Source organism: Curtobacterium sp. GC_Cur_3, from assembly GCF_026544205.1.
Taxonomy (GTDB): Bacteria; Actinomycetota; Actinomycetes; order Actinomycetales; family Microbacteriaceae; genus Curtobacterium.
This window is the reverse complement of the sequence record NZ_JALNUI010000021.1, coordinates 36,497-59,570: the sequence shown is the minus strand read 5'-3', so window position 1 is coordinate 59,570 and position 23,074 is coordinate 36,497. Positions and strand designations below refer to the sequence as shown.

The following is a 23,074-nucleotide window of genomic DNA, read 5'->3' as shown; positions in this document are numbered from 1 at the left end:
GAGCCCGGCATGCCCGAGACCACCACCATCCCCAGGACCCGTGCCACGGCGTCCGTCGCCGCGATCCTCGCCGAGTCGGCGGCCCGGTACCCGGACGACGTCGCCGTCGTGGTGGGCGAGGAACGGACCACCTACGCCGAGCTCTGGTCGCAGACCCTGGCGTACGCCGGAGCGCTCCGTGCCCGTGGCGTGACCGAGGGCGCTCGCGTCGCGATGCTGGTGCCGAACGTGGCTGACTTCCCCCGCGTGTACTACGCCACGCTCGCGCTCGGGGCGGTCGCCGTCCCCGTGCACGCGCTCCTGAAGCGCCGGGAGATCGAGTACGTGCTCCGCGACAGCGCCGCGACCCTCCTCGTGTGCGCCGCTCCACTGCTCGGTGAGGGCGCCGCCGGTGCCGCGCTGGCCGGGGTCGACGTCGTGTCCGTGCTCGCCCCCGCCGCGTCGGCCGGCGGTGACGACACCCCGGACCGCCTGGAGGCCCTGGCCGGGTCGAGCGAGCCCCTCACCACGTACGTCCCCCGGGACCCGTTCGACACCGCGACGATCCTCTACACGAGCGGCACCACCGGTCAGCCGAAGGGAGCGGAGGGGTCGCACTTCGCACTGCTCGAGCAGGTGAACACGAACCTGCTCACCACGTTCGACATGCACCACGGGGACGTGCTCCTCGGGGCGCTGCCGCTGTTCCACACGTTCGGGCAGACCTGCACGATGAACACCGGGTTCCGTGCCGGCGCCACGATCGTGATGCTGCCGAAGTTCGACGGCGACGCGGCCCTCGCTGCGATGGTCGAGCACCGGTGCGGGATCTTCATGGGCGTGCCGACGATGTACATGGCGCTGCTCGACGCGGCGACCCGGACCGAGGCCCGCCCGTCGCTCCGCTACGCCATCTCCGGCGGGGCATCGCTGCCGCTCGCCGTGCTCGAGCGCTTCCAGCAGGTCTACGGCGCCCCCGTGCACGAGGGCTACGGGCTGACCGAGACCTCCCCCGTCGCGACGTTCAACCACGTCGGCACGCCTCCACGGCCGGGCACCATCGGCACGCCGGTGTGGGGCGTCGACGTCGAGATCGCGGACCCGGCGACCGCCGAGCACGTCGTGCTGCTCCCCCGTGGTGAGGTCGGCGAACTCGTCATCCGCGGCCACAACCTGATGAACGGGTACCTCGACCGGCCGGAGGACACGGCGGCGGCGATCGTCGACGGCTGGTTCCGCACGGGCGACCTCGGCACGAAGGACGACGACGGCTACCTGACGATCGTCGACCGGACGAAGGACATGATCATCCGGAACGGCTACAACGTGTACCCGCGGCAGGTCGAGGAGGTCCTCGCGACGCACCCCGACGTGACCATGGCCGCGGTGTTCGGCGTCCCGCACGAGGTGCACGGGCAGGAGATCGAGGCGGCCGTGGTCCTGCGCCCCGACGCCACCGTCACGCCGGAGGACCTGGTCGCCTTCGTGTCGGCGGAGATCGCGGCGTACAAGTTCCCCCGCGTCGTCCACGTCCTCGACGCCCTCCCCCTCGGGCCGAGCGGCAAGGTCCTGAAGCGCACCCTCGTCGAGCAGTTCAGCGGACAGGCGGAGCCGGCCACGGCCTCCTGACCGGGGTCGTCCCCGTCACCGGTCGACGGTGCCCACGCCGTGACGGACGGGAGGCTCGTGGCGGGGTCCGCCACGAGCCTCCAGTCCGGTCCCGGGTCAGAGGATCGGCGTCCCGCCGGTGACGGCGACGCGCGCACCGGAGACGTAGCTGCCGTCGTCGCTGGCGAGCAGGACGTACACCGGGGCGAGCTCGGCCGGCTGGCCGGCGCGGCCCAGCGGGGACTGCGTGCCGAACTGCTCGACCTGCTCCGGCGGCATCGTCGAGGGGATGAGCGGCGTCCAGATCGGTCCGGGCGCGACGCTGTTCACGCGGATGCCGCGGGGGCCGAGCAGCTGCGCGAGTGCGGCCGACAGGTTGGCGACGCCGGCCTTCGTGACGTCGTACGGGGCCAGGTCGGGCCGGGGGTTGTCCGAGTTCACCGAGCTCGACCCGATGATCGACGCGCCGGCGCCGAGGTGCGGGAGCGCTGCCTTGACGAGGTGGAAGTAGGCGCTGAGGTTGGTGGCGAGGGTGTGGTCCCACTCCTCGTCGGTGATCTCCTCGAACGTCTCGTGGCTCATCTGGTACGCGGCGTTGTTGACCAGGACGTCGAGGCCGCCGAGCTCGCTGACCGCGGTCGCGATGACCTCGCGGCAGTAGGCCGGGTCGGTCAGGTCGCCGGGGAACAGGACGGCTTTCCGACCCGCCTCCTCGATCCAGTGCTTCGTGTCCTCGGCGTCGTCCTGCTCCTCGGGCAGGTAGCTGATCAGGACGTCGGCACCTTCGCGGGCGAACGCGATGGCCACCGCCTTGCCGATGCCGCTGTCGCCGCCCGTGATGACGGCTCGCTTGCCGGTCAACTTGCCGGAACCGCGGTAGGACTCCTCGCCGTGGTCGGCCTTCGGGGTCATCGCGTCCTCGTGACCCGGGGGCTGCTGCTGCTGGTCGGACATGGCACTCCTTGCGCTGATCGGGAACCGTCGTGTGCAGCCGATGGTCGACGGGGCGCCCTGAGCGGGTGTCCGGGGTGGCCGGATGGCGCAGGGGCAGGGCAGGGCCGGGCAGGGCCGGGCCGGGCCGCTGGGCCGCTGGGTCAGCGCGCCGTCCAGCCGCCGTCGATCGGGAGCGCGGTGCCCGTGATCAGGGAGGCACCATCACCAGCCAGGAAGGTGACGGCCGCTGCGACCTCCTGGGGCTGCCCGATTCGGTGCAGCGCGGCGATGCGCTCCACCGTGTCCGCACGGAACGCCTCGTCGGAGAGCGCCGGCGCGGTCCCCTCGGTCTCGACGAACGTCGGCGCGACGGCGTTCACGCGGATGCCGTACTGGCCCCACTCCACGGCCAGGCACTTGGTCATGTGGATGACGGCCGCCTTGCTCAGGCAGTAGGACGACTCCCCCGGCAGCGCGACGAGGCCGGCCTGGGACGCGATGTTCACGATCGAGCCACCCCCGGACGAGCGCATGTGCTTCGCGACGTGCTGCGAGACGAAGAAGGTCGACTTCGTCGTGAGCTCCCACACCGTGTCGAAGTGCTCCTCGGTGACGTCGAGGGCGTCCTCCACGATCCCGCCGCCCGCGTTGTTCACGAGCACGTCGATCGTGCCGAGCTCCGCGACCACGGTGTCGATCGCCGACCGGCACGCGGCGAGGTCCGTGACGTCCATCGCCACCACCGCCACCCGCCGGCCCATCGCCCGGATCGTGTCGGCGAGCTCGGTCGCGGCGTCGGGGTCCCGCACGCCGAGGGCGACGTCGGCGCCGTGCTCGGCGAGGTCGAGCGCGATCGCGCGGCCGATCCCGCGGGAGGCGGCGGTGACGAGGGCGACAGAGCCGTCGAGGGTCAGGGTCTGCATGAGCGCGTCCTTCGGGGTCGGAGACGCTCAGTCTGCACCGCTGGGTCGCCGAGGAGCACGGGTCAGCGTGCTCGCGCGGCGTCGAGCCGCTCGTTCGCTCCTCGCCACGCCGGGGGCAGGTCGGACCCGGGGGCGACCCAGTCCACGAACCGGCTGGCCTGCATCAGCGGGCGGGTGTCCGTGGCGAGCGCTGCGTGGAGCGGGCCGCGCACGAAGGCCTCGAGCGAGGGTCGGTCCCGCCAGGCCGTGAGGGTCGAGAGCGTCCCCCGCACCGGCGACACCGCGAACTGGTGGCCGGCGAGCCCCGGGGTCGTCGGGAGGGCCTGCCAGAGCTGCTGCGTCGAAGCCATGATGCCGAGCAGCCGTCGCCGCGACTGGACGGTGAAGCGCGTCGCCATCACGACGTACTCGTGTCCGGCGTCGAGCTCGAGCACGCTCGTCCACGGAGAGCCGGGCATCAGTCGGCCCTGCCAGCGGTGCCGGTCATGGCCTCGGACGCCGCCCACAGGTCAGCCTGGAGGGTCGCGTCCTTCGCCCTGGCGGAGGCCGTGATCACCTGGGCGCCACCGCGCATGTGGAACAGGTGCTCCGGACCGGTGAACGAGCCTCCTGGCAGGTCGCCCGTCATCGCGAGCAGCACGGGCAGGGCTCCCTGGTCCGGGCCCTGGCCCATGACCGGCAGCAGGACGTCCCAGACACCGGGCCGCTTGCCGGCGGGGCGGTCGTAGATCGGCGTCACGACGATCCCGGGGTGTGCGGCGAGGGCTCGCACGGGCGAGCCGGCCTGTCGGAGGCGGCGGTCGAGCTCGAGGGTGAAGGCGAGGTTGGCCAGCTTCGAGTCCGCGTAGGCCCGACCGCCCTTGTACGGGCGGGTCCGCCAGTCGAGGTCATCCAGGTCCAGCCGGCCCATCCGCTCCGCCTGGGACGACACCGTCACCACGCGCGAGGTGATCCGCGGCAGGAGCAGGGTCGTCAGGAGGAAGTGCCCGAGGTGGTTCGTGCCGAACTGCATCTCGAACCCGTCGTGCGTGCGTCCGAGCGTCGACGCGGACACCCCGGCGTTGTTCACCAGGACGTCGATCTGCTCGGTCGTCTCGTCGGCGAACCGACGGACGGAGGCGAGGTCCGCCAGGTCGAGGGCCCGCACGACGTGGGTGCCGTCCGCCCCGGGGAGCTCGGCCGCGACACGTCGGCCCTTGTCGGTGTCACGGACGGCGAGGACCACCCGGGCACCCCTGGCGGCGACGGCGGCCGCGGTGGACCGGCCGATGCCGCTGGTGGCGCCGGTGATGAGGATGGTGCGGCCGGCCAGGTCGGCGGTGGGAGTGGAGTTCGTCATGTCGCAAATGTAGACGGCGCACACATTGTTGTCAACGTCCACATTGCGGTACGATCGGACCATGTCCACTCCGTACCACCACGGCTCGCTGCGGGAGGTCCTCGTCACCGAGGGCCGCCAGCTGCTCATGGAGGAGGGAGCCCAGGCGGTCACGATCCGCGGGCTCGCCAAGCGGGCCGGAGTCAGCCACAGCGCACCGCTCCGCCACTTCCCGGACCGCGACGCGCTCCTCGACGCCATCGCCGCCGAGGGGTTCGACGAGCTCACGGCGGCCCTCGGCGCAGCCGACCGCCACGAGGACCTGCACGCCCGCCTCAGCGAGTACGCGCACGCCCACGTCCGCTTCGCCGCTGAGAACGGGCGGCTCATGGAGCTGATGTTCACGGGCGGTCCGCGCGAGGCCTCTTCGCCGGCGAGCCAGGCGGCGACCCGGTTCTTCGCCCAGGGCGCCGCGATGCTCGGCGAGCACGGCCACGGTCGTCCAGGTCCACTGCCGTTCCTGGTCGCCGGCATGTTGGAGGGCATCAGCGCCCTGGCCAGCACCGGGCGCCTCGCTGCGGACCAGGTGGACGAGGTGACCGACGCCGCGGTGGCCCTGCTGCTGCCTGCCGTCCGAGGGCAGCTCGACCAGCGCTGAGGACACTCGTCGGCACGCAGCGCCGGACCCGGGACCGATCTGCGGACTGGGAGTTACGACCGTGCCGGAACGGACACGTCCAGTGTGACCCCGAAGATCGGAGCACCAGTGTCCATCGACTCGACCGCGGAGTTCGAGGCGTTCTACGCCGCGACCTTCCGCGACGTGCAGGCGTTCGTCCGACGCCGAGCACATCCCATGCTCGTGGAGGAGATCCTCAGCGAGACCTACCTGGTCGCGTGGCGTCGCCGCGCCGACGTCCCCGCGGAAGCGCGCGCCTGGCTGTTCACGGTCGCCCGGAACCAGATGCTGTCGGCGCACAAGGGCGTCCGGCGTCAGCGGGACCTGCACGTCCGCCTGAGCGCCGAACCGGCTCCCCAGCAGGTCGAGGACGACGCGATCGGCGTCATCGAACGCCTCACGCTGCAACAGGCCTGGAACACGCTCGGGGCCGGTGACCAGGAGGTCCTGGCCCTCGCGCTGTTCGAGGAGCTGGACGCCCCGAGGGCAGCACAGGTCCTCGGGTGTTCCCGGACCGCCTACGCCATGCGGCTCTCCCGTGCCCGGCGACGACTCGGCACCGCCCTGCAGGCACGAGCCGAGACACCCACCCCCGTCACTTCCCCGACCAACCGCGTGAGGACCACCCCGTGATCGACATCGACACGCTCAAGACCATGGACGCCGCATCCCGGCGCGCCGACGACGGCCAGCAGGAACGCGTGCTCCGTCGCGTCCACGAACTCGACCGGACACGCCCGCACGAGCCGGAACGAGCCTCCCAGCCCCGTCCGCGCCGACGGCGCGCCTGGTGGATCGCCCTGCCCGTCGCGGCGGTGGCCGTGATCGGTGGCCACGCCCTGCTCAGCACCCCGACGAGTGGCCAGGTCGTCCTCGCCGCCCCGAGCAGCGCCGACCTCGCGTCCTGGCAGTCACGCCCCATGCCGGTGGTCGACCCGGTCAAGGAGCGCAACGCCTGCCTGTCGGCGTCCGGCGCCGACCTGGGCACGTCGCGCGACGCCCGGTTCCTGCTCGAGGAACGACGCGGTGACTTCACCTCGATGATCGCGTCCTACGGCGACCAGACGGCGTTCTGCATCGTCAACGGGAACGGCAAGGGCCTGCTCGACTCGATGACCGGGCTGCCGATGGACGTCACCCGGCAACCGTCAACCGGGCTCACCCAAGCGGTCTCCGGTGGACGGCTCGACGGGCCCGTGGACGAGCGGCAGCAGTACGCGACCGGTCGCGCTGCGCCCGACGTCCGCAGCGTCACCTTCACGCTCGACGACGGCCGGGTCGTCGATGCGTCCCTCGAGGACGGCTGGTTCGCAGCGTGGTGGCCAGGAGCCGCCACGTCCGCGGCGGCAGAGGTCACCTGGACCCTCGCCAGCGGCGACACCCGGACGATGCCCTACGCCGGCCTCGACCGCTGATGCCCGGTCAGGAGCGCGGGAGACACCGTTTCACGACTGCCGGGCTCGTGCTGCGTCTGCCGCACGCGCCGTCAGCAGCGTGAGCGCCTGTTCCGTCGCGGAGCCCGGCTCGCAGCGGTAGACGACGAGTCGCAGACCGGATGACCCCTCGACGGCGAAGGTGTGGGCGTCGAACGCGAGCGGACCGACCTCGTCGTGCAGGAACCGCTTCGCCGTGAGGGTCTTGCGCTGGACGCGCTGGGCGCTCCACCGGGTCTCGAACTCCGCGCTGGTCGCGCGCACGTCCTCCACGACGGACAGGAGGCTCGGGTCGGCCCCGAACTCCGCCGTCGCCGCCCGCAGGCTGGCGACGGTGGAGTCGGCTGCCCGAGACCAGTCAGCGTGGAAGCGGTGTGCCGCCGGGTCGAGGAAGGTCATCCGGACGAGGTTGTCGAAGCGCTCGAACGGTGCGTACAGGGCGCGCGCCAGGGCGTTGGCGGCGAGGACGTCGTGTGCTGGGTCGAGGACGAAGGCCGGGTGCGCCGACCAGGAGTCGAGGAGCTGCCCGAGCGCCGGACTGGCCGACGTCGCCGGTCGGCTGCCGCGCGGCGGAGCGACGAGTCCCGCCAGGGTGAACAGATGGTCGCGTTCGTCGCCCTCCAGCTCGAGCCCGTCGGCGATGCCCTCGAGCACCGCAGCACCGGGGCTCACCTCGCGTCCCTGCTCGAGCCGCGTGTAGTAGTCGACGCTGAGGCCACCCAGGACCGCCACCTCCTCGCGACGGAGCCCCGCCACCCGGCGGAGGCCGCCGGCCGGCAGCCCGAGCGACTCCGGGGACAGGCGTCCGCGGACGGCTCGGAGGTAGGCGCCGAGGGTGAGGTCGGAGGTGAGCGGAGGCACCCAGCCAGGGTAGGCGCGACCGCAGGTCCCTCCCTGGCACTGCTGCACCCCGGAACACCGCGGCACGGGAACCAGCCGCCACCACGTCGAGAGTGAGGGCATGAACGACGACGCAACGCCCTCCTCCGACCACCCCTACCTCGGCCTGTGGGTCACGGCCGACGGACACATCCGCCACGAGCTCCGCGCGGACGGCCGGTACGTCGAGGCCCGTGGCGACCGCGAAGCCGCGTACGAAGGCCGCTACGCGATCGACGACGACCACGTCGACTACCGCGACGACACCGGGTTCACCGCCGACGGGGACTTCCACGACGACGTCCTGCACCACGCGGGCATGGTCCTGCACCGCCGCAAGGTGGTCCTGGTGACGGGCGCCTCGAGCGGCATCGGCCGGGCGACGGCAGTCCGCCTCGCCGCAGCCGGACACCCGGTCGTGCTGGGAGCGCGGAGGACCGACCGGCTCGACGAGCTCGTGACCGAGATCGAGGCCGCCGGCGGGCAGGCCCTGGCGGTGTCCCTCGACGTCACCGACCGCTCATCCGCGCACCGGTTCGCTGCCGCCGCGCTCGCACGGTTCGGGCGGATCGACGTGCTCGTGGCCAACGCCGGCGTCATGCCGCTCTCTCCCCTGTCCGCTGGTCTCGTCGACGAGTGGGACCAGATGATCGACGTGAACGTCCGCGGGCTCCTGAACAGCATCGCGGCGACGCTGCCCACGATGCTCGCCCAGGGCACAGGCCACGTCGTGACCATGGCGTCGGTCGGGGCCTACGACGTCTCCCCCACGGCGGCGGTCTACTGCGGCACGAAGTTCGCAGCACGCGCGATCAGCGAGGGGCTCCGCCAGGAGTCCCCGCGAGGCATCCGCGTGACGACCGTCGCACCGGGCGTCACCGAGTCCGAACTGGCGACCACGATCACCGACGCGACGGCCGCCGCAGCGATGGTCGCCTACCGGGCCGAGTCGATCCCCAGCGACGCGATCGCCCGAGCCGTCGCGTACGCCGTGGCCGAGCGACCGGACGTCGACGTGAACGAGATCGTCGTGCGACCGGCAGCCCAACGCTGAGCTCCGACCTGCCGTGACGCGCCTCCTGGCCCGCAGGAGCGGCGATCCCCTACGGTGAGCAGCGTGGACATCGGACGGGCGTTCCTCGGCGCGAGCGCACTCGGTGCCGTCGTGCTGGCGGTCGGCTTCGGCGTGGTCGTCGCACCGGGCAGCACGCTCTCGACCGACGCCCGAGGTGATGGTGGCGTCTGCGGTACCTACCCGGCGGAGGCGACCTCGGCCGCTGGGTGGTTCCTGACGTCGTTCCGGAACGACACCGGGCACGGCATCCGCGTCCGTGACGTCCGCGCCGGGGAACTCCGCAACGTGGCCCTCTCTCACCTGTCCATCGCCACGAACCCGAGCATGGACAGCACGGGACTCACTGTCACGACCGACCCGGCCATGCCCCGCAGCTACGGCCGCACGGTGCCGCTCGACAGCGGCGTCGTGGTGCCGGCACACGGCGAGCTCGACGTCGTCGGCCGTGTCGTGCTCGACGACGGCGCGGACGCCGGACGACTCCACGGTCTGGTCGTCACCACCGACGGACCGCTCGGCACGACCCGCTCGGTCACCGACCCGACGTCGTTCGGCGTGGGGATCGGGGTCGGCCACGACGAGGCCGACATCGGCTGCACGGGCGCCTGACACCGGGACGGACCCGCGTCAGCACTACCGGGAATGCGGTCCGAGGACGACGGCCGCCACGATGAGCGCGAGCACTCCCGCCCCGACGAACACGAGGCCGAGTGCCCTGGGGCGGCCGGGGTGGACCAGCAGCGCGGGGACCGCCGCGAGGACCGCGCCGACGACGTAGGGCAACGGCGTCGGCGACAGGTCCACCGTGCCGGATCCGCCCCCGAGCGCGCTGACCATCCCCAGCACCACCTCCGCGACGAGCACCGCGGGGACCACGACCAGCGCAGTCAGCCCCAGCCACGCGCCTCCACGCTTCCCGGTGCCAGCGACGGCGGCCACGGCGAGCGCCACCCCGGTGACCACGCCCACGACCAGGACCGCCACCAGTCCCGGGACGCCGGTCAGGAGTGCCATGACGGTCGCGGCGTGCGTGAAGTGGGCAGCTCCGAGACCGATCACCAGGGCCGTCAGCGCGTGGAGCCAGGCGCGGCCGGGACGCCTGTGCCGCTCGGTCGTGCTGGTCTGCGAGACCTCGTCCATCAGCGCCCCGGTGAGGCTCAGCCGCCGTACGCGGCGGAGACCCCGATGGGCGACCCGGCATCGCGGCATGCGGTTCCGACGGCGCCGATCGCGTCCTGCAGGCCAGCGTCGTCGGGGTCGAGGGGCAGCGACGCCGCGCTCGTCGGGTGCTGCGTCAACCAGGACTGCAGGGCGCCGACAGCTGATGCGACGGCGTCGGTCGCGGGCAGGTTCGCGTAGACGTACCGGGCGGCGTCGAGGCGCGACCGGTAGGCCTCGTCGCTGAGCTCGCCGCGCTCGTGCGCCGCTCCCGCGTTGACGGTGATGGTCTCGACGGCGCTCACCTGGCCGCAGACCGCCGGCACGCTCGTGTCCGCGTCCCCGGGCTGCAGTGCGCGAGGCGTCGCGGTCACGGTGACTGTCTTCGTCGGCTCCGGCTCCCCCACGGAACACCCCGCGAGTGCGACGACGGTCGCGGCGCCGATGACGACTGCGCTGATGATCTGACTGCTGTGTGCCCCCATGTGGTGATCCTGGCACACCGGGTCATCGGGAGCTGTGGAGCAACGCGGCGAGGTCTCGTGCGACGTCGTCCGGGTCCTGCGTCGCATCGACCACCCGCGCACCGTGCGCACGCATCTGCGCCTGCATCACCGGGAGACCGACGGCGATCTGCTCCCGGAAGAGCGGATCGCGGGAAGTGACGCGGTCCCGCTGCGTCGAAGCGTCGAGTTCGAGCAGCACCAGGCCGTCGAACCGGTCGACGAAGTCCCACTGGTTGACCGCGATCCCGAGGAGCACGCCCTCCGCACCGAGTTCCTCCACGACCTGCTCGACCCCTGGGCCGTTCCACCCCCAGAAGCACGTCGCCAGCAGCTCGGGTGTGGGTTCGAGGGAGCCGTCCCCGACGACGTCACCGTTCGCGTCCATCCACGCGGCCAGGCCGGGCACCTCGTCGGCGTCGAGCGCGCGGACGCCTCGTCCCCGCAGGAGCGCAGTCATGGTCGACTTCCCCGAACCCGGGTTCCCGCTGACGAGTGTGGCCATGGGGCGATCGTGGCACGTGGCGCTCGCCGCGTCGACGCCGCGGGCGCCCAACCCGTCAGCGCCCGTCCGCCGCGGGCGCCCGACCCGTCACCGCCCGTCCGGCGCGGGCTGCCGTCCGACGCCCACGGGTACGGGGACGGCCGGCTCGTGGCCGCGGCCGCCGGCGAGCTTCTCGACGAGGGGCAGGAGCGCCCGCGCCTGGAGCATCCGCATCGCCAGGGCGTTCACCCGGACGCCCCACCGGTGCTTGGGCGCGACCATGGCCACTCGCCCCGGCAGGAGCTTCTGCGCCGCAGCGACCCGGGGTCGCATCGCCGCTTCGAAGGCCCCGAGCGCTGCGGCCACCCGCGCGCTCGACGCCTTTTCGTGCACGGCCTCCTGGTGGAGGGCGCGGGCCAGTTCCGCGGCTCCGCGGAGCCCGAGCGCCGTCCCGAGACCACTGAGGGGGCTGGCACACCACGCGGCATCGCCGATGAGCACGACGCGGCTGTCGGACCAGCTGTCCGACATGTGGATCTGGTCGTACGTGTCGAGCGCGAAGTCCGGAGCGGTGCGTGCTGCGTCGAGGAACTCGGCCGTGCGCCACCCGGTGCCGGCGAACACGGTGTCGAGGAGCGCGAACTGCTCGTCGCGGTCGCGGGGAACGGTGGATGCCGCGAACGTCAATCCCACCTGCTGCTGGCCGTCATGCCCGGGTCGAGCCGTCACACCGCGGCGCCCCGGCTCGTTGTACGACAGCGCCCACCCGTCGAGCCGAGCGGTCCCGGGCTGCTCCTGGAGCGTGAACCAGGCGTGGGCGAGCCCGAGGGGCTTCCGGTAGCGGGACTCCGGCCCGAACCGCAGTGCTCGCGTCCGGGAGTGCGTGCCGTCGGCCCCGACGACGAGGTCGAACACCGCGGAGTGCCCGGACCGGAAGCGGACGTCGACCCCGCCGTCCGTGTCCGTCAACGCGTCGATCGTGTCCGCGAACCGGTACACGACCCCGGCGGCCCGTGCTTCGTCGTGCAGGAGCGCAGCCAGGTCGGCTCGCAGGAGTTCCTCGTGCGAGATGAACCCCTGTCCCCCGAACGCCTCGACCGGCATCTCCGCCATCCGGCTGCCGTCGGCGCGGATCCAGGCGATGCCGCGCTGCGGGACCAGGCGCTCGAGTGCCGCGTCGATGACCCCGAGGTCGACGAGGACCTGCCGGGAGTCGCCCCGCAGGTCGACGGTCTGTCCGCCGGTGCGGAGCGCGGGTGCGATCTCGACCACGGTGACCCGCCACCCGTCCCGCGCGAGACAGCGGGCGAGGGTGTCGCCGGCGATGCCGGCTCCGACGATGAGCGCGTGTGCCATGGTGCTCCGTTCTTGCAACTCGCGTTGCGTTAGTACGACGGAGCATACCTAACGCAGCGCAATGTGCAATAGGCTGGTCGCATGCCAGAAGTCGCCGGTTCCCTCCGCCCGGGTGGGCGCACCGCCCGCACGCGGGACGCCGTGCTCACCGCCGTCCGCGAGACCCTCGCCGACCCCGCGGCGGAACTCACCGTCCCCGCCGTCGCGCACCGCGCCGGCGTGCACGCCACCACGGTGTACCGGCGGTGGCAGACGATCGAGTCACTCCTGCTCGACGTCATGGTCAGCGACGTCCGGCAGGCCTCCCCCGTCCCGGCGACCGGCGACCTCCACGCGGACCTCACGCGGTACGTCGACCAGCTCCTCACGAGCCTGCGCGGCCCACATGCGCTCGGCCTGCTCCGGGCACTCCTCGCTGCGTCACGGACAGCGCCGGACCTCCAGGCGGTCACCGAGCTCGTCCAGCCGCGGGTCGACGACTTCCAGGCGATGCTCGACGCCGCCGACGTCACCGCCATCAACGGAATGGGGTGCATCGAGCTCGTGATCGCCCCCGCGTACCTCTGGGCACAGCTCGGCGCCCCCCTCGACCCGGCGAAGGACACGAGCCGGTTGGTGGACACCGTGCTCCGCGTCGCCCGCGGGTGACGGTGGCGCTCGCCTGACGGACCGCACCGCGCGGTGCGCGCGCGGCACCCAACTGCCGGACGGGAGGCTCGGTGCGGGCCGGTGCCGAGCCTCCCGTCCGTCTCCTGGTCGCGTGCCGCGACTCCGCGCGACGGTCAGGTGGCCGTCGAGGGCGTCGCGCGCAGCGATCGTCGGAGCGCCCCGTACCGGTGCTCCTGGTAGAGCCCCAGGAGCACGGCGAGCACCACGGCGGTGGCCACGCCGGCCAGGATCGACGGCGTCGGCTCCCCGGACAGCTGCACCGTGAGGATGGCGGCTCCTGCGCCCCCGACGATCGCGTTGACCACGGAGATCGCGGTCGCCGTGGTGAAGAACACCCCGATCCACGACGCCCTCCGGCCGATGGGCAGCATCTCGTTCGGTCCGTGCGGGCCGTCGGGCCGGGGGAAGTACTTCGCGGCCCCCGGCAGGACCGTCGCGTAGACACCCCGGATCCGCTGGATGGACTCGAGGGCGGCGACGTCCTCGAGGGAGGTCTCGACGAGGCGCTCGTACGTGAAGAGCCCGAGCAGGAAGACCACCGGGATGACGACGGACAGGAACTGGACGGCGTACTCGGTCCGGGCGAGGAAGCCGAAGGCGACCAGGGAACTCGACAGCGTCGTCAGGTACAGCGATGCCCGGCTGCTCGACTCGCTCACGGTGATGCTGCGCGCCGACTCCAGGACGAAGTGCTCGTTCTGCAGGGTGCTGTAGAACGCTGCGGCGCGGTCCGGGAGCGCCTGCACCGCTTGGTCCGCCGTGAGCACCACGGACGCGGGCGCGGTGTCGACGGCACTCTCGCTCGCCGCGGGTTGCCGCACCGAGAAGAGGTTGCCGAACGGGTCGAGGAGCTGGCAGAGCCGTTCGCCGGTGAACACCGTCTTCGGCCCCCGGTGCGCAGTCGCCCCGTTCTCCGTCCAGTCGTCGACGAACGCGTCGACGTCCGCGACGGTCCAGTAGGGACTCGTCCCCGCGGGCCCGGGCGAGTTCAGCTCGTCACGCCGGTGCAGTGTCAACCGCGTCCCGTCGACGTCGAACGCGACGAGGGCACCGCCCCGGATCGTGGGTTCGACACCGAGCCGAGCGGAGTACCACGCGACGGCGGCGTCGAGGTCGTCGACGAAGTAGAAGACGTTCCCGACGCCGTGGAGGCCCGCCACGGTCACGACGCCACGTCCGACTGGATGGACGGTTCGACCGGCATGGGGTCCCCTTCGTTCGACGGGCGTGCGCTCAGCGTGCCACGACCGTACATGCGCATCGGAGCGGTGGACGAGACGCCGCGATGGTCACCCACGACACCGCACCGGTCCTTCGAGCACGTCGAGCACGACGTCAGTGGTCGTCGTGCAGTCGACGGGAAGCGGACTCGTAGGCCGCGAGCTCGTCGTCGACGCTGTCGACCAGAGCGTTCGAGCCGTCGCCGAGCATCCAGGCGGCATAGCCCTCGTAGTACGCCCGCACACCCACGTCGGCGAGCAGCCCGGCCTGGCGGGGGTCCCCCACCCGGTCGGCGAGCGCCCCCTCGAGCGCCTCGGTGATGGCGGATCGCTTGAAGGTGGCGCGCTCGCGGAGCTCGGGGGTCGCAGCCAGGAGGGGGTCGAGCAACCGGCCAACGTCGCGGAGGTCGTCGGAGTGTGCGGCGCACAGCGAGGCGATCCCTGCGCGCACGAGCCCCTTCGGGGATGCGTCAGCAGGGGCAGCGACGACCCCGGCGACCGCCGCTGCGACGAGCGCATCCTGCCCCTGGAACAGGATCTCGCGCTTGTCGGCGAAGTGTCGGAACAGCGTCGTCTTCGTCAACCCGGCATGCGCGGCGATCTGTGCGGCCGTCGTCGCGTCGTACCCGTGCTCGGAGAACAACTCGATCGCCGCCCGCAGCAGGCGGCCGCGCGCATCCGGTTCCCAACGACCCATGCCGACCATCCTAGTGATGCGACTCGGTCACATCACGTGTAGGGTGATGTTACCAAGTCACATCACAGGCCTCGTGGCGATCTCAGCCGCAGCCCCCGAGAACGGAGCACCACCATGCGCGTCTTCATCACCGGAGCATCCGGATGGATCGGATCGGCCCTGACCGCCGAACTCATCGCAGCGGGACACGAGGTCACGGGCCTGGCTCGGTCCGAGGCGTCCGCCGAGAAGATCACCGCCGCGGGCGGAACCGCGGTCCGCGGCGACATGCAGGACCACGACCTCATCGTCGCGGAGGCCATGCAGGCGGATGCCGTCGCGCACCTCGCGTTCACCCTCGACTTCGCCGAGTTCGACGAGACCGTGGACAACGAGGTCGAGCTGATCGGCAAGATCGGCACCGCTCTGGAGGGGACGGGCAAGGCCGTCATCGCCGCCTCCGGCACCCCGATCCTGTTCGGCCAGGTCGCGACCGAGGACGACGTGCTCGACCCGGCCGGTCCCGCCGGGCCGCGTGCTCGCACCGCGTCCGCTGTGCTGGCGTTGTCCGCGAAGGGCATCCGTTCCGCACTCGTCCGCATGCCACGCTCGGTGCACGGCAAGGGCGACCGGAACGGGCTCATCGCCGCGCTCGTCGGCCTGGACCGCCAGCTGGGCACCGCGGCGTACGTCGGAGACGGGCAGAACCGCTGGCCGGCCGTGCACATCTCGGATGCCGCTCGGCTCTTCTTCCTCGCGCTCGAGAGCGCTCCCACCGGCTCGGTCCTGCACGCCGTCGGCGAGGAGGGCGTCCCGATGCGTCAGGTCGCCGACGTCATCGCGGCCAAGACGGGCCTTCCTGCAGCCGCGGTGGACCCCGAGCAGCTCGGGGTGTTCGGAGCGCTCCTCGGTGGGGACCAGCCCGCATCGGCCGTCACCACCCGGCAGCTCGTGTCATGGGAGCCGTCGGGCCCGACGCTCCTCGAGGACCTCGAGGCCGGCCACTACACCGACTGACACCGAGACCTCGGTCGTCCCCGTCGCCGACGAACACCCGCGTTCCTCCGGTGCCCGTCGGGACCCGGGTCGTGGAACGCTAGAATCTGCGTATGCACTTGGATACGCAGATGGGCGAGCTCGACCCGGAGTCGGAGTACGTCGAACTGGCGGTGGAGGTCTTCGCGATGCTGGCCGACGTCACGCGGGTGAAGATCATCCTGGCGCTGCGCAGCGCGGAGGAGATGTCGGTGAACGCCATCGCCGACGCGGTCGACAAGAGCCCGGCAGCGGTCTCGCAACACCTCGCGAAACTGCGTCTGACCCGCATGGTCTCCACGCGGCGCGAGGGGACGACCGTCTTCTACCGGCTGACGGACGAGCACGCCTCGGAACTCGTGATGGACGCCGTCAGGCAGGCTGAACACGTCGTCGGCGCAGCCCCGCACCACCGAGGCGGTCAGGCAAGCGCATGAGCACGCACGAGCACGCTCCCCACGAGCACACGCACGATCACGAGGGTCCACACCACCACGAGCACGAGCACGGCCACGAGCACGGCCATCCGCATCCGCACGGCGGCGTGAAGGGGTTCCTCTACGACCTCTTCGTCCCGCACACGCACGACGCGGCGGACTCGATCGACGACGCGATGGAAGCGAGCTCCGCCGGTGTCCGGGCGCTGAAGACCAGCCTGTTCATCCTGCTCGCGACGACGGTGCTGCAGGCCGTGATCGTCGCGTTCACCGGGTCGATCGCACTCCTGGCCGACACGATCCACAACTTCGCTGACGCACTGACGGCGGTGCCGCTGTGGATCGCGTTCGTCCTCGGACGCCGCGCCGCCGACAAGCGCTACACCTACGGCTACGGGCGGGCGGAAGACCTGGCGGGCATGTTCATCGTGTTCGTCGTCGCGCTCTCCGCCGTCGTCGCGGGCTGGCAGGCCATCGACCGGTTCATCCACCCGCGCCCGATCGAGAACCCCTGGCTCCTCGTCCTGGCCGGCGTGATCGGGTTCGCCGGCAACGAGATCGTCGCGATCCACCGCATCCGAGTCGGTCGGGAGATCAGTTCCGCAGCGCTGGTCGCCGACGGTGTCCACGCCCGGCTCGACGGGTTCACCTCGCTCTCCGTCGTCGTCGGCGCGGTCGGCGTCCTCCTCGGGTTCCCGCTCGCGGACCCCGTCATCGGCCTGCTCATCGCCGTCTCGATCCTGATGCTGCTGTGGGGCACGGTGAAGTCCATCGGTGCTCGACTCATGGACGCCATCGACCCGGACCTGTACTCCCGCGCCGAACGCGCACTCGAGCGCACCGACGGCGTCCACGGCGTCCGCGACCTGCGTCTCCGCTGGATCGGACACCGCCTGACCGGGTCCGCGACCATCGAGGTCGACACCACCGACCTGCACGCAGCGTCACACATCGCCGACCACGCAACAGAACACGTGCACGAAGCGATCGGCAACGTCGACGCGTTCTCGGTGACGCCAGCCACGCACCACCACTGAGGGACCACGGACCGAAAGCTTGACTGACTACTCACTCATTCATATGCTGGTGCGATGGCACGACCGAAGAACCCGGCTCACCGCGAGGCACTGCTCGCAGCAGCGACGCGCACCATCGCGGAACAGGGGCTGAGCGCGTCCACCGCAGTCATCGCCAAGGCGGCTGGGGTCTCCACCGGGACGCTCTTCGTCCACTTCGAGAGCAAGACGGCCTTGGTCAACGAGCTCTACGTGTCGCTGAAGACCGAGATGGGCCGCGTCGCGACAGCCGGCCTCTCGACCGACGTGACGCCGCGCGAGCAACTCCGGCGCCTCTGGTCGAACTGGATCGTCTGGGCCACCGAGGAACCCGACCGGCAGAACGCACTCGCGCACCTCGCCGTCGCCGAGGACATCACCGATGCGAGCCACCAGGCGGTGGGCTCGGCCTACGCCGACATCGCCGCGCTGCTCCGGAGGATCACCGCTGACGGGCCGATGCGGGACGCTCCGCTGGGGTTCGTGACCACCCTGCTGTCCGCGATCGCGGACGCGACGATCAACGACCTCATCACGACCCCTGACCCGACCGGCACCCGCAGCGCCCTCGCGTTCGACGCCATGTGGCGCGCGCTCGCCGGCTGATCACATCCACTCCGAGGAGAACCGCGCATGCCCGCATCGTCCCCCGCCTGGGTCGTCACCGGCCCGACCTCCGGCTTCGGTCGCGCCACCGCCCTCGAACTCGCTGCCCACGGCACGGTGATCCTCGTCGGCCGGAACGCCAGCAAGCTCACCGCTGTACAGGCCGAGATCGAGCGCCGCGGCGGCGCTGCCACCCCGGTGGTCGCAGACCTGTCCGACATCGAGAGCGCCCGCGCCGCAGCGGCGGAGGTCGCAGCGCTCGGCATGCCGATCCGGGGGGTGTTGAACAACGCGGGCGTCATGCTCTCCCAGCCCGCGACGAGCCGTCAGGGTTGGGAGCTGGCGTTCGCGACGAACCACCTCGGCCCGCTCGCCTTCACCGACACGCTCATCCCGCACCTGTGCGCGGGGACGAACGTCGTGTTCATCACCTCAGCCGCCGAGGACCCCGAGCGGCTCGCGGCGGTCCGCACGGGCTTCCGCGGTGGTCGCTACATCTCCGCTGACGCAGCTGCGCGCGGCGAGTACGTGCCGGGGGGTTCGAAGCGTGCCGGCATGGACGCCTACGCCACCTCGAAACAGGGGAACCTCGCCGCCGTGTTCAGCCTCAGCCGGCAACACCCGCACCTGCACTTCCGCGCCGTCGAACCAGGCGTCAACCCCGGCTCGAACCTCGGCGAACTGCCCGCGCCCCTCCGGTTGGTCTCGAAGGCACTCGCGCCCCTGCTCACGGTGTTCCCGCACTTCACGACGTCGAAGCGCGCTGGCCGCGTCATCGCGACGATCCTCACCGACACCTCCCCCGCGACCGGCACCTACCACGACGAGAACGGCGATCCCATGCTGGCCTCCAAGCAGGTCAGCGACCCCGCCTTCAGCGACCGCTACATCGCGGAGAGCCGCGAACTCATCGCCCGAGCGGTCCGTGCGTGACCTCGTCCGGGATCGCGATCGCTGACTGGGCACACCCCTGATGCCGCGCTCAGCGAGGCCTTCCCCGGGGACTTCCGATCCGGCCGTGACGGGTCCGGTTCGCGATCCCGGGGATCTGCGAACCGGATCCATCACGACGCGACGACGGAACCGCCCACCCGCGGACCGGATCGCCGCTCAGCGAGCGACGGAGTCGTCTGCGTTCTGAGCGCGGTTCCGTTCCTGTCGGCGGGCGAAGGCGACGGAGCCGAGCTGCACAGCCGCGAGGACCGTCCAGGCGATCGCCATGAAGGTGTGGAACCCGGACGGTTCGACGACAGCGAGGACGATCCAGACGACCGCGAGGGCGGCCCATGCCCACGCGAGCCACGGGAGGGGCCTCCCGATCATCCGTTCGAGGACGCTGCGCTCCGTCGTCTCGGCCATGTCCGTGACGCCACCCGACGGAACGGTCGCCGCGCTGTCCCGTCAGTGTTGGATGGACGGCCACGCGAAGTCAGCCGGCACGCTGTTCGGGTCCAGTCGGTCAGCCGGAACGCCTGCCGCATAGGTGACGATGCCGTTGCCCATCGACCAGTCGGCGGGCTGCACGGTCTGCAGGTTGAAGAAGACGTCCTCGGTCCGGACCGAGAGCCGCTCGTGCAGTTCGTCGACGACAGCCTTGTAGAACGCGCCCTTCTGCTCCGGCGTCGCGACGTCGAGGAAGACCAACTGGATGAAGATGATGTTCTCCGACCTCCGGATGCCGAGGTAGTCGGGATCCGCGATCAGGTTCTCGGCCTTGTGCTCGTTAATGACCTGGAAACGGTCCTCGGGCACGCCGAGGTGGATGCTCATCTGCTCGTAGACGACGTCGGCGATGGTGCGGCGGTACTCGGGTGACTTGCCCTCGAGGAGGTCGATGCGCGCAAGAGGCATGGTGGTCCTTCCAATGACCGGTGGTTCGGGAACGATCCCCCCGGTGTCGGCGGGACCTTCCTGCACGCTATGGCGAAGGACGCACGCCGGACAGGCGCAGACCGACACGGCATCTGTGCGCATCTGCACAGGGGCACCTGTCGGGCCTGCTGGTGCTGCTGACCGGTCGCGGGGGCGTCACCGCCCCCGCTCTCCCCCACGACGGACGGGAGGCTCGGTGCCAGCTGGCACCGAGCCTCCCGTCCGTGCCGTGCGCGGTGGGTCCAGCGCTCAGCGCGACGCTGGGTCGGGCAGCGCCCCACCCCAGTAGTTCAACCCACCCAGCACGACCTTGACCGGAACGGCCTGCGCCCGGTCGCCCACGTACCGGTACACGCCGCCAGGACGCCCGAGCCACAGCACCCGCGCGGGCGTCGCGGTCGTCGCCGTCGTCCGGAGCTCCACCGTGTACTGCCCGGAGGGGATCTGGAACTGCGCGATCTGCTCGCTGTCGAGCAGCGTCGAGAACCGGGTCGAGAACGACACCCCGGTCGTCACGTTCGTCACCACGACGTCCGCTCCACTGATCTCGGCTGACCGCGTGCGGGACGCGGTGGCCGCGTATACGGCCAGGTCGTAGTCACTGTGCGCGTAGTGCCGCGACAACGTCACCTGTGACGCCGGGAGCGTCCCACGCTGCTGGTACACCCGCGTCTTCCACACGGCGGGCGGCACCGTGCCGCTGGCGTAGGCCTCGATGCGGTACTGACCGGTGCTCAACCCGACGAACTGGTACTGGCCGGCGCTGTCCGAGGTCGTCCGGAACACCTGCGAGGTGTCCTCGTTCCACGCGTACATCAGGCGCCCGGCAGCGGGGCCCGTGGGTCCGACCACGCCGCCCTGCACGGTGGCGCCGACCACGAGCGGCACGGTGACCGCGACCGTCAAACCACCGCGGACCGCGATGTCCGATCGGAGTCCGGGGGCGTACGTCTCCGCTCCGTGCGGCGGGAGCTGCCGTGTCGTCACCGTGACGGTGTCCGGGGCGGGGATGCCGGTGAACGTCGCCGTGCCGTCGGCGTCGGTGGTGGCGTTCCCGACGACGACGTCGATCCCGATCGCCGCGAGCTCGACGTCCGCCAGCCGGATCGCCGTGCCGTCCGGCGTTGCGAGCTGCACGGTGATCGTTCCCGTCCCAGCCGCGACCGCTGGCAGCGCCGGGCCGACCAGCGCCGCTGCTGTCAGCGCCACCACCAGTGACGTCCCCATGATCAGTCGCATCGCGTCCCCCGCCCGCCAGTCGTCCGTTGGGTGGGACTGTACGCGTCCGGCGGGCGGTGGGGAAGACGCGTCCTCTGGTCAGGGCGCCCGAACGAGGCGCCCGCGTCCGGGAAGCCGGTCCCCCAGCAGACGGGTGGGTCGCGTCATGACTCCGCGGCCCGCGGCCGAGGAGATCCAGGGCTCCAGCGGGCTGCCGTCCGGTGGACCTCGGCGGATGGCAGATCCGCAGAGGCGAGGAGGGCGAGCTTCTGCTCGTCGGCGGACCCGCGGTCCGGGTGGTAGACCACGAGTGTCAGACCGTTGGTGCCACCGATGGTCATCGCCTCCCGGTTCAGGGTGAGCACGCCGACCTGTGGGTGGTCGAAGCGGATGAGGGCGCCGCGCTGCGCGCGGACGTCGTGACGTGCCCAGAGTTCTCGGAACCGTGGGCTCGCGAGCGAGATCTCGCTGGTGAGTTCGACGAAGCGTGGGTCGTCGATGTCGGTGCCGACCGCTTGCCGGAAGCTCGCGACGAAACACTCCGTCATGCCCAGCCAGTCCGGGTAGCGGGCCTGCTCTTCGGCGTCCAAGAAGAGATCGCGGAGCTGGTTCCGGCCGACGCTGAGACCGGGGGAGAGCGTGTGGGCGAGCGGGTTGGTGGCGAGGATGTCGAAGGACCGGTCTTCGATGAAGGCAGGTTGGACGAGGGAGTGGAGCATGCTCAGCACGCCGGCGGGCACCGCCTCCCTCGGAGGCCGGCGGCGTCGTCGCCGGGGCACCTCCACCACCAGTGCAAGCAGGTGTTCGAGGTGCTCGTCGTCGAGCTGGAGAACCCGGCCGATCGACTCGAGCACCTGCACGGACGGGCTGCGGTCGCGGCCTCGCTCCAGTCGCAGGTAGTAGTCCGCACTGATGCCAGCGAGCATGGCGACTTCCTCTCGCCGGAGTCCTGGTACGCGCCGCACTCCGTCGCTCGGGACCCCGGCCTGCTCGGGCGTGACGAGCTCCCGTCGGGCGCGAAGGAACGCGCCGAGCGGGTTCGACACGTCATCCATGCGCCAAGCGTAGGACCGCACAGACGGGACAGACCATGAGAGAGGGGGTCCTCCTGGACCCCGGTCTGGAGAGGGCACTGGGGCTGCGTTGCAGGGACTCCTACCGTTTGAGCGTCACCGGACCAACCACGTCAGGAGCTCTCCGTGATCCGCTTCTTCTCTCTCATCCCCCGCCGTCCCGACATCGACCGCCAGCGCTTCCACGACCACCTGCGCCACCCGCACGGAACCATGGGCCGCCAGATCCCAGGCATGCTCACCTACGTCCAGGCGCACCAGTTCGACACCGATCGCCTCGGCGCGGGTCAGGACGAGTTCGATGCCGTCTCCATGCCCTCGTTCGACTCGGCGGAGGACGCCGACGCACTCGTCGATGAGCCCTTGTTCGTCGAGAACATCCGCCCCGACGAGCCGCTGTTCCAGGACCTGTCGAGAGTGATCTTCTTCATCACCGAGGAGGAGGTGCTCGTGTCGCGGCCTCCCATCGGCGTCGGCGCTGCGGTTGATCGGCAATGGGACGTGTTGGAGCGGCCGACGAGCATCCATCTGTTGCAGTTCGTACAGCGCGACGGCAATCCCGACTGGGTCGGCACTGACGACGCCGAGCTCGGTCTCCGGATCGGAGCCCTCCGCCACGCGGTGAACCGGCCGAGCGCCGAGGTGCACGGTGACAGCGCCGCGTTCCTCGGGGCCCGACAGCTGTGGTGGCCCACCCTGACGGCGTTCCAGGACGGAGTCGACGCTGATCCGGCCGCGTTCGACGAGCTCCTCGGCCGGGCCGGTCACGCCGTCACCATGCTGACAGCGGCGGAACGGTTCCTGCGCTGACCGGGGCGTCCGGATGCGAACAACGAGATCGACAGGAGGCTCCATCGTCGACACCCGCAACGATGCTGACCGCCT

28 protein-coding genes are annotated in these 23,074 nt (G+C 71.4%); 13 read left to right on the top strand and 15 right to left on the bottom strand.

Annotated elements, in window-relative coordinates:
- Nucleotides 1-9: 9 nt before the first annotated feature.
- Complete coding sequence (locus tag OXR63_RS12400; protein ID WP_267423659.1) at nucleotides 10-1,608, top strand: long-chain-fatty-acid--CoA ligase; 1,599 nt, start codon at nucleotides 10-12, stop codon at nucleotides 1,606-1,608.
- 96 nt (nucleotides 1,609-1,704) lie between these two features.
- Here the strand turns inward: OXR63_RS12400 and OXR63_RS12395 are convergent, their stop codons facing one another.
- The 4 genes from OXR63_RS12395 to OXR63_RS12380 form a co-directional block, all read right to left on the bottom strand.
- Nucleotides 1,705-2,541 (bottom strand): SDR family oxidoreductase, encoded by an 837-nt coding sequence (locus OXR63_RS12395; RefSeq protein ID WP_267423657.1) that lies wholly within the window; start codon nucleotides 2,539-2,541, stop codon nucleotides 1,705-1,707.
- A 140-nt stretch (nucleotides 2,542-2,681) separates the two neighbouring features.
- Nucleotides 2,682-3,443, bottom strand: coding sequence for an SDR family NAD(P)-dependent oxidoreductase (locus OXR63_RS12390; protein WP_267423656.1), 762 nt, complete (start codon nucleotides 3,441-3,443; stop codon nucleotides 2,682-2,684).
- A gap of 62 nt (nucleotides 3,444-3,505) precedes the next feature.
- Entirely contained in the window at nucleotides 3,506-3,901 is a 396-nt protein-coding gene (locus OXR63_RS12385; protein WP_267423654.1) for a hypothetical protein, read from the bottom strand.
- On the bottom strand, nucleotides 3,901-4,782 hold the full coding sequence (locus tag OXR63_RS12380) for an oxidoreductase (protein WP_267423652.1): 882 nt from the start codon (nucleotides 4,780-4,782) through the stop codon (nucleotides 3,901-3,903). Before OXR63_RS12380 ends, OXR63_RS12385 begins: the two co-directional genes overlap by 1 nt.
- 61 nt (nucleotides 4,783-4,843) lie before the next feature.
- On the opposite strand from OXR63_RS12380, the gene OXR63_RS12375 reads away from it, so the two are divergent.
- The 3 genes from OXR63_RS12375 to OXR63_RS12365 all read left to right on the top strand — a co-directional run bounded on the left by OXR63_RS12375 (nucleotide 4,844) and on the right by OXR63_RS12365 (nucleotide 6,855).
- Entirely contained in the window at nucleotides 4,844-5,419 is a 576-nt protein-coding gene (locus OXR63_RS12375) for a TetR/AcrR family transcriptional regulator (RefSeq protein ID WP_267423650.1), read from the top strand.
- Nucleotides 5,420-5,527: 108 nt separating this feature from the next.
- Nucleotides 5,528-6,073, top strand: coding sequence for an RNA polymerase sigma factor (locus OXR63_RS12370; protein ID WP_267423649.1), 546 nt, complete (start codon nucleotides 5,528-5,530; stop codon nucleotides 6,071-6,073).
- Nucleotides 6,070-6,855 (top strand): hypothetical protein, encoded by a 786-nt coding sequence (locus tag OXR63_RS12365; protein ID WP_267423648.1) that lies wholly within the window; start codon nucleotides 6,070-6,072, stop codon nucleotides 6,853-6,855. The genes OXR63_RS12370 and OXR63_RS12365 overlap by 4 nt, the downstream gene beginning before the upstream one ends.
- A gap of 30 nt (nucleotides 6,856-6,885) precedes the next feature.
- Here the strand turns inward: OXR63_RS12365 and OXR63_RS12360 are convergent, their stop codons facing one another.
- Nucleotides 6,886-7,734 carry a helix-turn-helix transcriptional regulator gene (locus OXR63_RS12360; RefSeq protein ID WP_267423646.1) on the bottom strand — a complete coding sequence of 283 codons (849 nt, stop codon included), beginning with the start codon at nucleotides 7,732-7,734 and terminating at the stop codon, nucleotides 6,886-6,888.
- Nucleotides 7,735-7,834: 100 nt separating this feature from the next.
- On the opposite strand from OXR63_RS12360, the gene OXR63_RS12355 reads away from it, so the two are divergent.
- On the top strand, nucleotides 7,835-8,806 hold the full coding sequence (locus tag OXR63_RS12355) for an SDR family NAD(P)-dependent oxidoreductase (RefSeq protein WP_267423644.1): 972 nt from the start codon (nucleotides 7,835-7,837) through the stop codon (nucleotides 8,804-8,806).
- 63 nt (nucleotides 8,807-8,869) lie between these two features.
- Nucleotides 8,870-9,436, top strand: coding sequence for a hypothetical protein (locus tag OXR63_RS12350; RefSeq protein WP_267423642.1), 567 nt, complete (start codon nucleotides 8,870-8,872; stop codon nucleotides 9,434-9,436).
- Nucleotides 9,437-9,460: 24 nt separating this feature from the next.
- On the opposite strand, the gene OXR63_RS12345 is transcribed toward OXR63_RS12350, so the two are convergent.
- The 4 genes from OXR63_RS12345 to OXR63_RS12330 all read right to left on the bottom strand — a co-directional run bounded on the left by OXR63_RS12345 (nucleotide 9,461) and on the right by OXR63_RS12330 (nucleotide 12,328).
- Nucleotides 9,461-9,967 carry a hypothetical protein gene (locus tag OXR63_RS12345; protein ID WP_267423640.1) on the bottom strand — a complete coding sequence of 169 codons (507 nt, stop codon included), beginning with the start codon at nucleotides 9,965-9,967 and terminating at the stop codon, nucleotides 9,461-9,463.
- 17 nt (nucleotides 9,968-9,984) lie between these two features.
- Entirely contained in the window at nucleotides 9,985-10,470 is a 486-nt protein-coding gene (locus tag OXR63_RS12340) for a hypothetical protein (protein WP_267423638.1), read from the bottom strand.
- 22 nt (nucleotides 10,471-10,492) lie between these two features.
- The gene (locus OXR63_RS12335; RefSeq protein WP_267423636.1) at nucleotides 10,493-10,993 is read right to left on the bottom strand and encodes a hypothetical protein; all 501 of its coding nucleotides are present in this window, start codon (nucleotides 10,991-10,993) and stop codon (nucleotides 10,493-10,495) included.
- A gap of 87 nt (nucleotides 10,994-11,080) precedes the next feature.
- Nucleotides 11,081-12,328 carry an FAD-dependent monooxygenase gene (locus OXR63_RS12330; protein ID WP_267423634.1) on the bottom strand — a complete coding sequence of 416 codons (1,248 nt, stop codon included), beginning with the start codon at nucleotides 12,326-12,328 and terminating at the stop codon, nucleotides 11,081-11,083.
- An 81-nt stretch (nucleotides 12,329-12,409) separates the two neighbouring features.
- On the opposite strand from OXR63_RS12330, the gene OXR63_RS12325 reads away from it, so the two are divergent.
- Nucleotides 12,410-12,976 carry a TetR/AcrR family transcriptional regulator gene (locus OXR63_RS12325; RefSeq protein WP_267423632.1) on the top strand — a complete coding sequence of 189 codons (567 nt, stop codon included), beginning with the start codon at nucleotides 12,410-12,412 and terminating at the stop codon, nucleotides 12,974-12,976.
- A gap of 134 nt (nucleotides 12,977-13,110) precedes the next feature.
- Here the strand turns inward: OXR63_RS12325 and OXR63_RS12320 are convergent, their stop codons facing one another.
- Both OXR63_RS12320 and OXR63_RS12315 read right to left on the bottom strand, forming a co-directional pair.
- Nucleotides 13,111-14,157, bottom strand: a complete 1,047-nt coding sequence (locus OXR63_RS12320; protein WP_267423630.1) for a VOC family protein — start codon at nucleotides 14,155-14,157, stop codon at nucleotides 13,111-13,113.
- Between the two features lie 175 nt (nucleotides 14,158-14,332).
- On the bottom strand, nucleotides 14,333-14,914 hold the full coding sequence (locus OXR63_RS12315; protein WP_267423628.1) for a TetR/AcrR family transcriptional regulator: 582 nt from the start codon (nucleotides 14,912-14,914) through the stop codon (nucleotides 14,333-14,335).
- A gap of 114 nt (nucleotides 14,915-15,028) precedes the next feature.
- On the opposite strand from OXR63_RS12315, the gene OXR63_RS12310 reads away from it, so the two are divergent.
- The 5 genes from OXR63_RS12310 (at nucleotide 15,029) to OXR63_RS12290 (ending at nucleotide 18,959) form a co-directional block, all read left to right on the top strand.
- The gene (locus tag OXR63_RS12310) at nucleotides 15,029-15,910 is read left to right on the top strand and encodes an SDR family oxidoreductase (RefSeq protein ID WP_267423626.1); all 882 of its coding nucleotides are present in this window, start codon (nucleotides 15,029-15,031) and stop codon (nucleotides 15,908-15,910) included.
- 92 nt (nucleotides 15,911-16,002) lie between these two features.
- Complete coding sequence (locus OXR63_RS12305) at nucleotides 16,003-16,365, top strand: ArsR/SmtB family transcription factor (protein WP_374116126.1); 363 nt, start codon at nucleotides 16,003-16,005, stop codon at nucleotides 16,363-16,365.
- Nucleotides 16,362-17,402 carry a cation diffusion facilitator family transporter gene (locus OXR63_RS12300; protein WP_267423622.1) on the top strand — a complete coding sequence of 347 codons (1,041 nt, stop codon included), beginning with the start codon at nucleotides 16,362-16,364 and terminating at the stop codon, nucleotides 17,400-17,402. Before OXR63_RS12305 ends, OXR63_RS12300 begins: the two co-directional genes overlap by 4 nt.
- A 54-nt stretch (nucleotides 17,403-17,456) precedes the next feature.
- On the top strand, nucleotides 17,457-18,026 hold the full coding sequence (locus OXR63_RS12295) for a TetR/AcrR family transcriptional regulator (protein ID WP_267423620.1): 570 nt from the start codon (nucleotides 17,457-17,459) through the stop codon (nucleotides 18,024-18,026).
- 27 nt (nucleotides 18,027-18,053) lie between these two features.
- The gene (locus tag OXR63_RS12290; protein WP_267423618.1) at nucleotides 18,054-18,959 is read left to right on the top strand and encodes an SDR family NAD(P)-dependent oxidoreductase; all 906 of its coding nucleotides are present in this window, start codon (nucleotides 18,054-18,056) and stop codon (nucleotides 18,957-18,959) included.
- A 177-nt stretch (nucleotides 18,960-19,136) separates the two neighbouring features.
- Here OXR63_RS12290 and OXR63_RS12285 read toward each other — a convergent pair whose 3' ends face one another.
- From OXR63_RS12285 to OXR63_RS12270, 4 genes are all read right to left on the bottom strand, one after another.
- Nucleotides 19,137-19,385 (bottom strand): hypothetical protein, encoded by a 249-nt coding sequence (locus OXR63_RS12285; RefSeq protein WP_267423616.1) that lies wholly within the window; start codon nucleotides 19,383-19,385, stop codon nucleotides 19,137-19,139.
- A 42-nt stretch (nucleotides 19,386-19,427) separates the two neighbouring features.
- Nucleotides 19,428-19,877 (bottom strand): tautomerase family protein, encoded by a 450-nt coding sequence (locus OXR63_RS12280; RefSeq protein ID WP_267423614.1) that lies wholly within the window; start codon nucleotides 19,875-19,877, stop codon nucleotides 19,428-19,430.
- A gap of 270 nt (nucleotides 19,878-20,147) precedes the next feature.
- A complete protein-coding gene (locus OXR63_RS12275) occupies nucleotides 20,148-21,137 on the bottom strand; it encodes a carboxypeptidase-like regulatory domain-containing protein (RefSeq protein WP_267423612.1) in 990 nt (329 codons plus the stop codon).
- A 143-nt stretch (nucleotides 21,138-21,280) separates the two neighbouring features.
- The gene (locus OXR63_RS12270; RefSeq protein ID WP_267423611.1) at nucleotides 21,281-22,171 is read right to left on the bottom strand and encodes a helix-turn-helix transcriptional regulator; all 891 of its coding nucleotides are present in this window, start codon (nucleotides 22,169-22,171) and stop codon (nucleotides 21,281-21,283) included.
- Between the two features lie 144 nt (nucleotides 22,172-22,315).
- Between OXR63_RS12270 and OXR63_RS12265 the strand changes: the two genes are divergently transcribed.
- The gene (locus OXR63_RS12265; RefSeq protein ID WP_267423610.1) at nucleotides 22,316-22,999 is read left to right on the top strand and encodes an EthD domain-containing protein; all 684 of its coding nucleotides are present in this window, start codon (nucleotides 22,316-22,318) and stop codon (nucleotides 22,997-22,999) included.
- Nucleotides 23,000-23,074 lie beyond the last annotated feature (75 nt).